14 protein-coding genes and 1 pseudogene are annotated in these 14,066 nt (G+C 51.8%); 7 read left to right on the top strand and 8 right to left on the bottom strand.

Features of this window, described 5'->3' with window-relative positions; all coding sequences use genetic code 11:
* Positions 1-70: 70 nt before the first annotated feature.
* From glnL to OGV67_RS01365, 3 genes are all read left to right on the top strand, one after another.
* On the top strand, positions 71-1,120 hold the full coding sequence (glnL, locus tag OGV67_RS01375; RefSeq protein ID WP_047459914.1) for a nitrogen regulation protein NR(II): 1,050 nt from the start codon (positions 71-73) through the stop codon (positions 1,118-1,120).
* Between the two features lie 11 nt (positions 1,121-1,131).
* The gene (gene glnG / locus OGV67_RS01370; protein ID WP_047463826.1) at positions 1,132-2,541 is read left to right on the top strand and encodes a nitrogen regulation protein NR(I); all 1,410 of its coding nucleotides are present in this window, start codon (positions 1,132-1,134) and stop codon (positions 2,539-2,541) included.
* A gap of 111 nt (positions 2,542-2,652) precedes the next feature.
* Positions 2,653-2,763, top strand: coding sequence for a YshB family small membrane protein (locus OGV67_RS01365; protein ID WP_096753919.1), 111 nt, complete (start codon positions 2,653-2,655; stop codon positions 2,761-2,763).
* A 90-nt stretch (positions 2,764-2,853) separates the two neighbouring features.
* Here the strand turns inward: OGV67_RS01365 and hemN are convergent, their stop codons facing one another.
* The 3 genes and pseudogenes from hemN to OGV67_RS01350 form a co-directional block, all read right to left on the bottom strand.
* Complete coding sequence (gene hemN / locus OGV67_RS01360) at positions 2,854-4,227, bottom strand: oxygen-independent coproporphyrinogen III oxidase (RefSeq protein ID WP_101744345.1); 1,374 nt, start codon at positions 4,225-4,227, stop codon at positions 2,854-2,856.
* 188 nt (positions 4,228-4,415) lie between these two features.
* The gene (yihI, locus tag OGV67_RS01355) at positions 4,416-4,925 is read right to left on the bottom strand and encodes a Der GTPase-activating protein YihI (protein WP_012133944.1); all 510 of its coding nucleotides are present in this window, start codon (positions 4,923-4,925) and stop codon (positions 4,416-4,418) included.
* Between the two features lie 178 nt (positions 4,926-5,103).
* Positions 5,104-5,328, bottom strand: a pseudogene (locus tag OGV67_RS01350) (hypothetical protein).
* 241 nt (positions 5,329-5,569) lie between these two features.
* Here OGV67_RS01350 and yihA point away from each other — a divergent pair.
* Complete coding sequence (yihA, locus tag OGV67_RS01345) at positions 5,570-6,202, top strand: ribosome biogenesis GTP-binding protein YihA/YsxC (RefSeq protein WP_024130677.1); 633 nt, start codon at positions 5,570-5,572, stop codon at positions 6,200-6,202.
* 275 nt (positions 6,203-6,477) lie between these two features.
* On the opposite strand, the gene spfP is transcribed toward yihA, so the two are convergent.
* Positions 6,478-6,525, bottom strand: a complete 48-nt coding sequence (gene spfP / locus OGV67_RS22130) for a small protein SpfP (protein WP_071892919.1) — start codon at positions 6,523-6,525, stop codon at positions 6,478-6,480.
* 166 nt (positions 6,526-6,691) lie between these two features.
* The gene (polA, locus tag OGV67_RS01340; RefSeq protein ID WP_114848722.1) at positions 6,692-9,478 is read right to left on the bottom strand and encodes a DNA polymerase I; all 2,787 of its coding nucleotides are present in this window, start codon (positions 9,476-9,478) and stop codon (positions 6,692-6,694) included.
* Between the two features lie 363 nt (positions 9,479-9,841).
* On the opposite strand from polA, the gene yihG reads away from it, so the two are divergent.
* Positions 9,842-10,777, top strand: coding sequence for a 1-acylglycerol-3-phosphate O-acyltransferase, YihG family (gene yihG, locus OGV67_RS01335; protein ID WP_115615287.1), 936 nt, complete (start codon positions 9,842-9,844; stop codon positions 10,775-10,777).
* A gap of 12 nt (positions 10,778-10,789) precedes the next feature.
* Here the strand turns inward: yihG and dsbA are convergent, their stop codons facing one another.
* The 3 genes from dsbA to OGV67_RS01320 form a co-directional block, all read right to left on the bottom strand.
* Positions 10,790-11,413, bottom strand: coding sequence for a thiol:disulfide interchange protein DsbA (dsbA, locus tag OGV67_RS01330; RefSeq protein WP_012133950.1), 624 nt, complete (start codon positions 11,411-11,413; stop codon positions 10,790-10,792).
* A gap of 26 nt (positions 11,414-11,439) precedes the next feature.
* A complete protein-coding gene (locus tag OGV67_RS01325; RefSeq protein ID WP_115615288.1) occupies positions 11,440-12,426 on the bottom strand; it encodes a serine/threonine protein kinase in 987 nt (328 codons plus the stop codon).
* A gap of 76 nt (positions 12,427-12,502) precedes the next feature.
* Entirely contained in the window at positions 12,503-12,772 is a 270-nt protein-coding gene (locus OGV67_RS01320; RefSeq protein ID WP_012133952.1) for a YihD family protein, read from the bottom strand.
* Positions 12,773-12,840: 68 nt separating this feature from the next.
* Between OGV67_RS01320 and mobA the strand changes: the two genes are divergently transcribed.
* Entirely contained in the window at positions 12,841-13,425 is a 585-nt protein-coding gene (gene mobA / locus OGV67_RS01315) for a molybdenum cofactor guanylyltransferase MobA (RefSeq protein WP_047459935.1), read from the top strand.
* Positions 13,422-13,925: a molybdopterin-guanine dinucleotide biosynthesis protein MobB gene (mobB, locus tag OGV67_RS01310; RefSeq protein ID WP_115615289.1), complete on the top strand. Its 504-nt coding sequence runs from the start codon at positions 13,422-13,424 to the stop codon at positions 13,923-13,925. The genes mobA and mobB overlap by 4 nt, the downstream gene beginning before the upstream one ends.
* Positions 13,926-14,066 lie beyond the last annotated feature (141 nt).

Genomic DNA, 14,066 nt, shown 5'->3' with positions numbered 1-14,066 from the left:
CCACGCGCTTTTTACACGTAAAAAGCTATAATGCACTAAATTGGTGCAAACTATTCCAGGAGACTGCTAAATGGCAACAGGCACGCAGCCCGATGCTGGGCAGATCCTCAATTCTTTAATCAACAGCATTTTACTGGTCGACGACGAGCTGGCGGTGCATTACGCCAACCCGGCCGCACAACAGCTGCTCGCCCAAAGCGCCCGCAAGCTGTTTGGTACGCCGCTGCCTGAGCTGTTGAGCTATTTTTCATTAAATATTGGGCTGATGCGCGAAAGCCTGGAAGCAGGTCAGGGATTTACGGACAACGAAGTCACGCTGGTGATCGACGGACGCTCCCATATTCTCTCGCTAACCGCCCAGCGCCTGCCGGATAACTTCATCCTGCTGGAAATGGCGCCGATGGATAACCAGCGTCGCCTGAGCCAGGAACAGCTTCAGCATGCCCAGCAAATCGCCGCCCGCGACCTGGTGCGCGGTCTGGCGCATGAGATCAAAAACCCGCTTGGTGGTTTACGCGGCGCGGCCCAACTGCTCAGTAAAGCCCTGCCTGACCCGGCGTTGCTGGAGTACACCAAAGTCATTATTGAGCAGGCCGACAGGCTGCGTAATCTGGTTGACCGACTGCTGGGGCCGCAACAGCCAGGTATGCACGTCACGGAGAGTATCCACAAAGTCGCAGAACGCGTCGTCGCACTGGTGTCGATGGAGCTGCCGGAGAACGTCACGCTGATTCGTGATTACGACCCCAGTCTGCCGGAACTGCCTCACGACCCGGACCAGATTGAACAGGTCCTGCTGAACATCGTGCGTAACGCTTTACAGGCGTTAGGGCCGGAAGGCGGTGAAATCATTCTGCGTACCCGTACCGCATTCCAGCTGACGCTGCATGGCGTGCGTTATCGCCTGGCGGCGCGCATCGACGTTGAGGACAACGGGCCGGGTATTCCGTCCCATTTACAGGACACGCTGTTTTACCCGATGGTCAGCGGCCGCGAAGGCGGCACCGGGCTGGGCTTATCCATTGCCCGTAATTTGATTGATCAGCATTCCGGCAAAATTGAATTTACCAGTTGGCCGGGTCATACCGAGTTCTCGGTTTACCTGCCTATCAGGAAATAAAGGTGACGTTTATGCAACGAGGGATAGTCTGGGTAGTCGATGACGATAGTTCCATCCGTTGGGTGCTTGAACGTGCGCTCGCCGGGGCGGGATTACATTGCACCACATTTGAAAACGGCAACGAAGTGCTGGACGCGCTGGCGAGTAAAACGCCGGATGTCCTGCTGTCGGATATCCGTATGCCGGGAATGGACGGACTGGCGCTGTTAAAACAGATCAAACAGCGTCACCCCATGCTTCCGGTCATCATAATGACGGCGCATTCCGATCTCGATGCCGCCGTCAGCGCTTATCAACAAGGCGCGTTTGATTATCTGCCAAAGCCTTTTGATATTGACGAAGCGGTCGCGCTGGTTGAACGCGCGATCAGCCATTATCAGGAGCAGCAACAGCCACGCAATGTCCAGATCAACGGCCCGACAACCGATATCATCGGCGAAGCGCCCGCGATGCAGGATGTCTTTCGCATTATTGGCCGCCTCTCACGCTCGTCTATCAGCGTGCTGATCAACGGCGAGTCCGGGACCGGTAAAGAGCTGGTCGCCCATGCGCTGCATCGCCATAGCCCACGCGTAAAAGCTCCCTTTATCGCCCTGAATATGGCGGCTATTCCGAAGGATTTGATCGAGTCCGAACTGTTTGGTCATGAAAAAGGGGCGTTCACCGGGGCGAATACCATTCGTCAGGGGCGCTTTGAGCAGGCCGACGGCGGCACGCTGTTTCTCGATGAGATCGGCGATATGCCGCTGGATGTGCAGACGCGTTTGCTACGCGTCTTAGCCGATGGGCAGTTTTACCGCGTTGGTGGCTATGCGCCGGTGAAGGTTGATGTGCGGATTATCGCCGCCACCCATCAGAACCTGGAATTACGCGTACAGGAAGGTAAGTTCCGTGAAGATCTGTTCCACCGCCTGAACGTGATTCGCGTACATTTACCGCCGCTGCGCGAGCGCCGGGAAGATATTCCACGCCTGGCGCGGCATTTCCTGCAAGTGGCTGCCCGCGAGCTGGGCGTCGAAGCCAAATTGCTCCACCCGGAAACCGAAGCGGCGCTGACGCGTCTGGCCTGGCCTGGCAACGTGCGTCAACTGGAGAATACCTGCCGTTGGTTAACGGTGATGGCCGCCGGACAGGAGGTTCTGATTCAGGACTTACCCGGCGAGCTGTTTGAAGCCACGGTGCCAGACAGCCAGTCGCACATACAGTCAGACAGTTGGGCCACATTGCTGGCACAGTGGGCGGATCGCGCGTTGCGTTCCGGTCATCAAAACCTGCTTTCTGAAGCGCAGCCTGAGCTGGAGCGTACGCTGTTAACCACCGCGCTGCGTCATACCCAGGGGCACAAACAGGAAGCGGCACGGCTGCTGGGATGGGGTCGTAACACCCTGACTCGCAAGCTAAAAGAGCTGGGTATGGAGTGACGATTCGTCGTTGTGTAAAGATTAATATTTAAGCGCAAATTGCCGTTATTTTGCGCTTTACTGTTCCGATGAGTTGAGTATGATCATGCCCGGCAAACAGGGGGAATCATCATGCTGGAATCATTAATCAATCTGGTATCGAGCGGAGCGGTCGACAGCCACACGCCACAAACTGCGGTTGCCGCAGTGCTGTGTGCAGCGCTGGTTGGGCTGTTTAGCTAAATGCGTGCCGGATGGCGCTACCGCTTATCCGATCTACGGTTGATGTTAACTTGTAGGCCCGGTAAGCGGTAGCGCCACCGGGCAACGCCACTAAATCACCCGTGAGAACTGCTGCATCCGCGCTTTCTGGCGCAGATAAGCATCAAAGCACATACAGATGTTACGGATCAACAGACGGCCTTTCGGCGTAACCTGAATCCCCTTATCATCCACATCCACCAGCCCATCTTTCGCCAGCGGCGCCAGCAGCGCTAAATCTTCCGCAAAGTACGCCGCGAAGTTGAGATCCCACTGCTGTTCAACCGCTGCGTAATCGAGACGGAAGTTGCAGATCAGCGACTTAATAATATCCCGACGAATGCAGTCATCGCGGGTCAGCACAATGCCGCGCCATAACGCATTCCCCAGCTCATCCACCTGCTGATAGTAGCGCTTCAGCTCTTTCTGGTTCTGCGCGTAGCTGTCGCCAATCATACTGATGGCGGAAACGCCCAGCCCCAGCAGATCCGTATCGCCCTGAGTGGTATAGCCCTGGAAGTTACGATGCAGAACGCCCTCACGCTGGGCAACGGCCAGCTCGTCATCCGGGCGGGCAAAGTGATCCATCCCGATGAACTGATAGCCCGTCTCCGTCAGCGACGAGATGGTCTCTTGCAGGATATCGAGTTTTTGCTGCGCGCTGGGCAGGTCGGCCTCTTTGATTTTGCGCTGAGCGGCGAATAACGTGGGCAAATGAGCGTAGTTAAAGACACTCAGGCGATCGGGGCTCAGCTCTGCCACGCGTCTGAGCGTAAAGGCGAAGCTTTCCGGCGTTTGCTTTGGCAGCCCGTAAATCAGATCGATATTCGTCGAGGTGAAGCCTATCTCGCGCGCATGATTGAGCAGCGAGAAGATAAACTCTTCATCCTGCTCGCGGTTAACCAGACGCTGAACGTCTTTATTGAAGTCCTGCACTCCCATACTCAGGCGGTTAAACCCTTGCGCGCGTAAATGATCGAGCACATCCAGCTCAATTTCACGGGGATCGACTTCGATCGAGATTTCGACGTCGTCGTTAAAATGAAAGTTTCCACGCAGAAGCGTCATTAACCGACTGATTTGCGCTTTATTCAGGTACGTTGGCGTTCCGCCGCCCCAGTGCAGTTGACTAACGCGACGTCCGGCAAACAGCGGCGCGCGATGAATAATTTCTTGTTCAAGCGCATCGAGATATTGGTCGGCCTTATGCTGCTGGCGGGTCACAATCTTGTTGCAACCGCAGAAGTAGCACAATTTATGGCAAAACGGGATATGAACGTACAGAGACAGCGGACGTTCAGGGTAACGCGCCACAGCGTGCTGAAATGCCTCTTCGCCGTAGTCTTCCGAAAACTCCAGCGCTGTGGGATACGAGGTATATCGTGGCCCGGAATAGTTATATTTCTGGATCAGGGCCAGATCCCAGTCTATCAACTGTTCAGACATGCTCACTCCTTCCGATGGCGTCGCTGGCGGGTACGGCGTACCGGCTTTACCCCACTACGGGTAATAAACCGGTTGCGCAGCCACTTCTGTCGCCGCGACAACCGCTGTAGTTTAACGAATAACCACACCAGATAACATACAACCGGAAGGGTTATAAGCAGGACGGGAAGGCCCACGGTGTAAACCCGTTAGTTGCCGCCCCGGAGCAGGCGCATCATATCTTCCTGCTTTTCGTCCTCTTCCTCTTCTTCGTCGTCATCATAAGAGAGGCCCAACTTCTGCATCAGCTCATCAATACGATCCAGTTTGGCATCTACCCAGGTTTGGTCTTCCGCACTCAGGGTTTCGCCTGCTTCCAGACGTTCCAGCAGCGCATCCAGGCGCTCATCCGTTTCCAGTAAATCCAACTCAGCCTGCGGTGAAAGCATAGGTTTCTCACTCTTCGGTTTGTGCTGTTTGGTGACTTTTTCAGTCACACCCAGGGGAATGGGGGTTTTACTGCCAATTCGTGGATCTTTCTGCTTGTTCTGGTTTTTACCGCCTGAAGCCGCGTTGTCACCTGTCGCACGGCTCCCCGCCGCATGACCACGGTGTTTTTTCTGACGCTTACGGTCGCGCGCTTCCTGATTCAGCTCTTCGCGTGTTTTACGACGCGCTTTTGCGGGACCTTTACCGCGTGGTGTAGAAGTTGATTTCATAGTGATTCGTCTTTGGCTGTTTTAGTCAGTATATACTCTAAATAATTCGAGTTGCAGGAAGTCAACGCACATGCAACCTGAAGTATGACGAGTTTCATTTGCCGCGGAATCTAGCAGAAACCCTATAAAGAAAAAAGGCGACAGAGTAATCTGTCGCCTTTTTTGCTGTCTAACAACCCTAACGGGCTCTACGATCCCTGTTGGCTACCAACACGCCCTGTTTTTCCCTTAGCCTGAAACATTCCGTGTTGTTTCCATTTCCTTTTACTAACGTCTCCGAACGTTTGTCTTCCTGACAAATCCTGCGTCTTCGCCTCCTGGCGCTCCTGACCCTCATCCTGAGTCGTAATCCTGACAGCTTCCTCGCTATGGATGCTACTTTACTCTTCTGGCATAAACGCACAAGTAATCGAAACGCGAATGTCCACTTTTCAGAATATTGCCTGAAACATAACATTATGATTTTATTATTTTATCTTAATTTTCGACCTGCGCTTACTCTGAAATTTCGCATAAGAACAATCGGCAATGTCTCACAAAGAGCATGGTTTTAGCTTACACACATCCCGCATGCTGAAAAATCCGTCTTTTGCCGCTGTTCAGGTATAATCGCTGCAAAGCTTTGACTGACGGAGACGACCGCTTTGACTAATTTGAATTATCAACAGACGCACTTTGTGATGAGTGCGCCTGATATTCGCCATTTACCTTCCGATACCGGAATCGAAGTGGCTTTTGCTGGCCGTTCCAATGCAGGCAAATCCAGCGCGCTGAACACGCTTACGAATCAGAAGAGTCTGGCGCGTACATCCAAAACACCGGGCCGTACTCAGCTCATCAACCTGTTTGAGGTGGTTGAAGGCAAACGTCTGGTTGACCTGCCCGGCTATGGCTATGCAGAAGTCCCGGAAGAGATGAAGCGTAAGTGGCAACGCGCGCTAGGCGAATATCTGGAAAAACGTCAGAGCCTGCAAGGCCTGGTGGTACTGATGGATATCCGTCACCCGTTAAAAGATCTCGACCAGCAGATGATCCAGTGGGCCGTAGAGAGCAACATTCAGGTTCTGGTTTTACTCACCAAAGCGGACAAACTGGCCAGTGGCGCACGTAAAGCGCAGCTGAATATGGTGCGTGAAGCGGTACTGGCCTTTAACGGCGATGTGCAGGTAGAAACGTTTTCTTCCCTGAAGAAGCAAGGCGTGGATAAATTACGTCAGAAACTGGATAGCTGGTTTAACGATCTGGCTCCCGTAGAAGAGACGCAGGACGGGGAATAACCCACCGATATGCCGGATGGCGCCGCTGCGCGTCTTATCCGGCCTACAGTTCTTTATTCTTGCTCTAAGGCGGCAACACAGCAAATCCTCAGGAGCTTACATAAGTAAGTGACTGGGGTGAGCGACAAATCTGTCTGGAACAGATTTGAACGCCGCGAAGCGGCGGCCCGTAAGGGATGAGCCGAGTAATTCGAAGCCAACGCGTATGCAGCTTGAAGTATGACGAGCAAAATAAAAAACGCCCCAGTCATTACTGACTGGGGCGGCTAAAATATTCAGCCAAATCCGATTACGTGAAGTAAAAGGTCTGAAAGATAGAACATCTTACCTCTGTACCCTACGCGAATAACTTTACTCTTTTTTGAGCAGCTCAGAAAGCACTTTTTGTAATTTTTTTTCATTCTTTACATAGGGAATTCTAATGATCATCACAAAACGTTCTATCTTATGTTGCTTAGTTACGAAAAAAGCGCGTTATTCAGTAAAGCCTTAGTGCGCCTGATCCCAGTTTTCGCCGCTACCCACTTCCACCAGCAACGGCACATCAATACGCGTGCAGTTTTCCATCAGTTGATGGATCTTTTTCGATACCACGTCGAGATCATCTTTATGCACTTCGAACACCAGTTCATCGTGTACCTGCATGATCATACGCACGCGCGGCTGTTCATCTTGCAGCCATTTATCGACGGCAATCATAGCGCGCTTGATGATGTCTGCTGCCGTTCCCTGCATCGGAGCGTTGATGGCGGCACGTTCCGCACCGGCACGACGCGCAGCATTGCTGGATTTAATATCCGGCAAGTAGAGACGACGCCCTTCCAGCGTTTCAACATAGCCTCGCTCTTTTGCCTGAGCGCGCGTGCGTTCCATATATTCCAGTACGCCAGGGTAGCGTTCGAAGTAGAGATCCATGTATTTCTGCGCCTCTTTGCGCGGAATATTGAGCTGACGCGCCAGACCGAATGCGCTCATGCCGTAGATCAGACCAAAGTTAATCGCTTTGGCGCTGCGGCGCTGTTCAGCCGTAACGCTCTCCAGCGGCAGTCCAAACACTTCAGCAGCCGTCGCCCGGTGGATATCTTTTCCTTCGGCAAAGGCGGTTAACAGACCTTTATCGCGGGAAAGGTGCGCCATAATACGCAGCTCAATCTGCGAGTAGTCCGCTGATGCGATGACATAATCTTGCGGAGCGATAAACGCCTGACGGATACGGCGTCCTTCCTCGTTACGTACCGGAATATTTTGCAGGTTAGGATCGGTAGACGATAAACGCCCCGTCGCGGTCACCGCCTGATGATAAGAGGTATGCACTCGCCCGGTTTTCGGGTTGATCATCAGCGGGAGTTTATCGGTGTAGGTTGATTTCAGCTTCGCCAGCCCGCGATATTCCAGAATCACCTTCGGCAGCGGATAGTCCAGCGCCAGCTCTTCCAGCACCTCTTCCGAGGTGGACGGCGCACCGCCCGGCGTTTTCTTCAGCGGCTTAATACCCTGTTTTTCAAACAGAATGGTTTGCAACTGTTTGGTAGAAGAGAGGTTAAATTCTTCTCCGGCGATCTCATGCGCCTTCTTCTCCAGCTCCGCCAGACGCAGCGTGATCTCCTCTGAATGCTTGTGCAGCACGGCAGGGTCGATTTTTACACCGTTACGCTCTACGCGGGAAAGCACCGGCACCAGCGGCATTTCGATATTCTCGAAGACATTCAGCGGCCCTTTGTACTGCTGTAGCTCTGGCCACATTTTCAAATGCAGCTGTAACGTAACATCCGCATCTTCTGCGGCATAACGTCCGGCCTCTTCCAGGGCAATCTGGTTAAAGGTCAGCTGATTTTTGCCTTTACCGGCAATCTCTTCAAAAGTGATGGTCTTATGCTTCAACCAGCGTTCGGACAGGCTGTCCATATCATGGCGACCAGCAACGCTGTTCAGGATGTAGGATTCGAGCATAGTGTCAAAAGCAATACCGCGCAGCTCAATGCCATAGTTTTGCAATACGCCGCGATCGTACTTCAGGTTTTGCCCAACCTTACGCGCCTTCTCATCTTCCAGCAGCGGCTTCAACAGCTCCAACGCTCGCTCGCGGGAAATCTGATCGGGTGCATCCAGGTAGTCATGCGCCACGGGAACATAGGCCGCCACGCCCGGTTCAATAGCAAAAGAGAGACCGACCAGATTCGCCGCATGGTTATCCAGGCTGTCCGTTTCGGTATCAAATGCAAAAACGGGCGCCTTTTTCAGCGTCTCAATCCAGCTTTCCAGCGTCGCTTCATCCAGGATAGTGACGTAGTTATCGTAAGAAAGCGCGGTCGCAGGCACGTCTGGCGTCTCATCAATAACAATGGTTTCCTGCGGTTTTGCTGCGGGCTTCGCACCTTTCGCCTGTAGCCATTTACCCGCTTCCACATCGGTGGTCCAGCGCTTAAATTCATATTTCTTAAACAGGCCAAGCAACTCTTCAGCCGCTGGTTGTTGTACTTCAAGCTGATCGCAGCTTAGCTCCAGTTCGACATCCGTTTTGATGGTAGCCAGTTGATAAGAGAGGTAAGCCACCTCTTTATTCTGCTCAAGCTTCCCGGCCATGGTTTTCGCGCCACGGAAGGTTAAGCCCGCAATTTTATCTGATTCGGCATACAGGGTATCCAGCCCGCCTAACCCCTGAAGGAGCGCCTGGGCGGTTTTTTCACCCACGCCCGGCACGCCAGGAATGTTATCGGAAGAGTCGCCCATCAGCGCCAGGAAATCGATGATCAATTCGGGTGGAACACCGTACTTGTTCACGACTTCATCCGGGCCCAGAATCGTATTGGTCATGGTGTTAATCAGCGTGATATTTGGCGTCACCAGCTGGGCCATATCTTTGTCACCGGTGCTGATCAGCACCGGACGGCCCACCTTCTCGGCTTCACGCGCCAGCGTACCGATAACGTCGTCCGCTTCCACACCCGAAACGGCCAGCAGCGGCAGGCCCATCGCTTTTACCATCGCATGCAGCGGTTCAATCTGCGCACGCAGGTCATCAGGCATCGGCGGGCGATGCGATTTGTAATGTTCAAATAACTCATCACGGAAGGTTTTACCCTTGGCATCAAATACCACTGCGGCATGCGTCGGCTGATACTGCATAATCAGGCTGCGCAGCATGTTGAGAACACCGTACATCGCCCCTGTAGGCTCCCCTGCGCTGTTCGTCAGAGGAGGAAAGGCGTGATACGCGCGATAGAGATAAGATGAGCCATCTACAAGGATAAGTGGGTTTTCTGGGATCTGAACCATAATGTCCGTGCCTGTTTATCAGATTATGGGTAAAGGATGCCACAGACAGGATGAAAACATGAGTTTTTCGCCGCATTTGTCGAAAAAGTTTTGTAGATCTTCTGGATCGCTCGCAAAGCGAGCTGTGGATAACTTTGTGCATAAATTATTACATTTCATTTAATTTCATCCTGATGATTTAATTTTCATTAAACTTACTCATGTTTTTCAATATGTTAATTAAATCACCAGAACTTTATCCCATTATTCAGCGTTATCTCAGTGTGTGGATAGATATCAATATTTTTTCTGTTTCGCTAAGACCCGTCATTTGATGCGTTTTCTGATAAAATCAGCCCCTTGCGTCTCTTTCGCGCACTATTTATGGCTAACCTGTTGAATAATTTAATTATGACAAGAATACTCGCTGCGATAACGCTGTTGCTGAGTATCGTATTGACCATTTTGGTCACTATTTTTTGTTCTGTGCCGATCATCCTTGCCGGGATCGTGAAGCTCCTTTTGCCCATTCCTGTCGTCTGGCGCAAGGTATCCGTTTTTTGTAATTTCATGATGTACTGCTGGTGTGAAGGGTTGGCGCTGCTGCTGCATCTCAATCCGTGGCTTAAATGGGACGTGGAAGGGCTGGAAGGCCTGAACAAGAAAAACTGGTATCTGCTTATTTGTAACCATCACAGCTGGGCCGATATCGTGGTGCTTTGCGTTCTGTTCCGTAAGCACATTCCAATGAACAAATACTTTCTTAAGCAGCAGTTAGCCTGGGTGCCGTTTATCGGCCTGGCCTGCTGGGCGCTGGATATGCCGTTTATGAAACGCTACTCGCGCGCTTATTTGCTCCGTCATCCCGAACAACGCGGTAAAGATGTAGAAACAACCCGCCGTTCTTGCGAGAAATTTCGCGCGCATCCCACAACGATCGTAAATTTTGTCGAAGGTTCGCGTTTTACCGAAGAGAAACGTCGGCAAACTCGCTCGCCATATAAAAACCTTCTCCCACCAAAAGCGGCGGGGATCGCGATGGCGCTAAACGTCTTAGGGTCTCAGTTCGATAAGTTGCTCAACGTTACCCTCTGCTACCCGGAAAACGATCGGAAACCATTCTACGATATGTTGAGCGGTAAACTGACGCGCATCGTGGTACGTATCGATCTGGAGCCGATTAAAGAAGAGCTACACGGTGACTATGTGAATGACAAAGGATTCAAACGCCGTTTCCAGCTTTGGTTGAATGCACTCTGGAATGAAAAAGACGAACAGATAGAAAAGATTAAAGCGGAAAACAAAAACGCCGGTCAATGACCGGCGATTTTTTTATTTCTTTTCAACCAGATGTTTCACGGTATCGGCGTACTGTTGTACGAAGATATCCATGCTGCTGGTATCCATCCCTTGCGGGTTAACCTGATATTTGCCGTTTACAAACATCGCCGGTACACCCTGAAGCTGGAGATCAGCGGCCGCTTTTTCTTGCTGCGCAACCAGTGATTTCACCACGAAGCTGTTCCATGCCGCATCGTAGTCTTCACCTTTCACACCCGCATCAACGAATACTTTGCGAATATCGGCAGCAGACTGAACGGTCTGGTTTTTCTGTACTGCTTCAAACATCGGCGCAGTGATTTTATCTTCTACGCCCAGTGCCATCGCCACAGCCCATGCCTGCGTCAGGTCCTTACCCAATGGGCCCAGGAACTCAACGTGGTATTTGGTCATTTTGGTGCCTTCAGGCAGCTTTTTCTTCACGTTATCAGAAACGTGCAGCACTTCTTCAAACTGATAGCAGTGCGGGCAGTAGAAGGAGAAAAACTCCAGAACCTGAGGCTCGCCAGCAACGGGCTTATCCAGTGTGATGTATTGCTTACCATCACTGAACTGCGCTGCCGATGCGCTAAAAGCTAAAATCATACCAGCCAGCGCCAGCCAAATCTTTTTCATGATCAACTCTCTCCTGATGTGTCCGTTTAATACATTGGCGTTAATTGTAAAGGGGGTTCTTGCAGTACTTTTGCCTGCTCAAGAAATGTCGCAGTCTGCCGTTGCCAGTAATCTTCCCCGGTTAACCACGGGAAATTTTTAGGAAACGCAGGATCAGCCCAGCGACGCATCAGCCAGGCAAGATAATAAACCAAACGCATCGCGCGTAAAGGCTCAATAAGTTCTATTTCAGCAATATCAAACTCGCTAACTTCTTCATAAGCCTCGATAATCGTTTCAAGCTGCATCCGCTGCTCGGCTTTATCGCCATTCAGCAGCATCCACAGATCCTGAACGGCAGGGCCATTGCGGGCATCATCTAAATCGACAAACAGCGGGCCATCGCGCCAGAGGATATTTCCGGCATGGCAATCCCCGTGTAAACGCAGCGTCTCAAAACGGGTATGCCAACGTTCGGTAACGGCAGCAATAAGAGTGTCCGTCGCGTTCAGGAAAGCCGCTTTTTGCCCCGAGGGAATCAGTGATGCGTCTTCGAAAAGTTTACGAGGTTCAATGAGATACTCTTCCAGGCCCATTGTCGGCCGGAAGGCAAAAGAATGTTTACGCCCGGTCTGATGCAGGCGACCCAGATAGCGCCCTACCGCTTCCATCTGATCGATATTATCCGCTTCGAACTGTCGCCCACCGATGCTTGGGAAAATCGCGTAGTGGAATCCCTGGTGGTTCAGTAGCGTCTGGCCATTGAGGACAAGCGGCGCCGCGACCGGCACCTCATCTTTTACCAGTTCCAGTGCAAACTGATGCTCTTCCCGTATTTGATCGGCAGACCAACGCTCAGGGCGATAAAACTTAACGACAAAGCGTCGACGGTCTTCGTCCTGAAACTGATAGACGCGGTTTTCATAGCTGTTGAGCGGGGTAAGACCGGAATCCACCCGGATTCCCTGTTCAAACAGCGCATCCATGATGGTATCCGGGTGTAATGTCTGGAAAGTAAAAGCGTTGTCGTTCATCCCATCATCCGGAAAATACTACGAATGATTCAGGATATCATTTTGTGGCGATTTCGGTGGCGCCGCTTACAAGGTTTTACTCTTTAATCACGCCGCGTGCGCGTAATAGCGCTGTTTTGAAATCTTCTTCATAATCTTTCTGAATGCCAGGAATCACCGCATCTTTTGCGGAGTCACGCATTTTCAGGTGATAGATCAGAATGTCGTCGGTTAAATCCGCCAGTTCGCCGTCAAAACCTGACTCTTTCGCCAGTTTCTGTAAAAATTGCAGCAGATTAAGATCGGGCTCTTTCTGCCAGGCTGGTTGCAGGAGTTCAATGACTTCATTCAGGCGTTTACATTTCATGGCTGTGCTCCTTAATTTGATGTAGATACGTTAGCAGGGTCAATCCCACAATAAAAGAGGCGATATCAGTGAATCTGGAGAGTGCAATAACGGGGGTTGTGCTGGCAGGCGGTAAAGCCAGGCGAATGGGGGGGGCTGATAAGGGTCTGCTTGAGCTGGATGGCAAACCACTCTGGAAGCATGTTGCTGATACGCTGGCGTCTCAGCTTGAAACCGTCGTGATTAACGCGAATCGCCATCAGGATATTTATCAACAAAGCGGCCTGAAAGTGATCCCCGATTCACTGGCCGATTTTCCGGGGCCTCTGGCGGGTATATTGTCTGTTTTACAGCAAGAGAAGGGAGACTGGTTTCTGTTCTGCCCTTGCGACACGCCTTACATTCCCCGCGATCTGGTTGCGCGTTTAAAAGCTCAGCGCAATAACGCGCCTGTCGTATGGGTTCACGACGGCGAGCGGGACCACCCGACAATTGCACTGGTTAATCGCTCCGTAGCACCTTTCTTACAGGAATATCTCCGGTCAGGTGAACGGCGGGTCATGGTCTTTATGCGCCAGGCCGGTGGTCATGCTGTTGATTTCAGTGATTTTAAGCAGGCATTTGTGAATGTGAATACGCCGGAAGAACTCGCCAGATGGCAGGAGAAATCATGATCCCACTACTCGGCATAGCCGCATGGAGCGGCACCGGTAAGACTACGCTGCTCAAGAAATTGATTCCAGCGTTATGCGCCAGAGGGGCTCGCCCAGGATTAATTAAGCATACCCATCACAATATGGACGTAGATAAGCCCGGCAAAGACAGTTACGAGTTACGCAAGGCAGGCGCAGCACAAACGCTTGTCGCCAGTCAGCAACGTTGGGCGCTGATGACAGAAACACCGGAAGAACCTGAGCTGGATTTAACGTATCTGGTGAGTCGAATGGATGCTTCCAAGCTGGATATAGTGCTTGTTGAAGGTTTTAAACACGAAGCGGTGGCGAAGATCTTATTATTCCGACAGGGGTGTGGGCATGAAGTGGATGAACTGACCATTGATGAGCATGTGATCGCCGTCGCCAGCGACATTCCGCTTTCCCTGGATGTCCCGCTATTAAATATCAATGATATACCACAGATCGCTACATTTGTTTTGCGTTGGCTGGGACGATAGTACGTGGGCGGCACAGGTTTGCCGGATAAGGTGTTCACACCGCCATCCGGCTGCACCCGGGCGCATGAACGCAAAAAGGCCATCCCTCAGGATGGCCTCTTCACTTAATTAATGCCTGGCAGTTCCCTACTCTCGCATGGG

Source organism: Citrobacter sp. CK188, assembly GCF_030333525.1.
GTDB lineage: Bacteria > Pseudomonadota > Gammaproteobacteria > Enterobacterales > Enterobacteriaceae > Citrobacter_B > Citrobacter_B koseri.
This window is presented reverse-complemented; position numbering and strand designations above follow the sequence as displayed.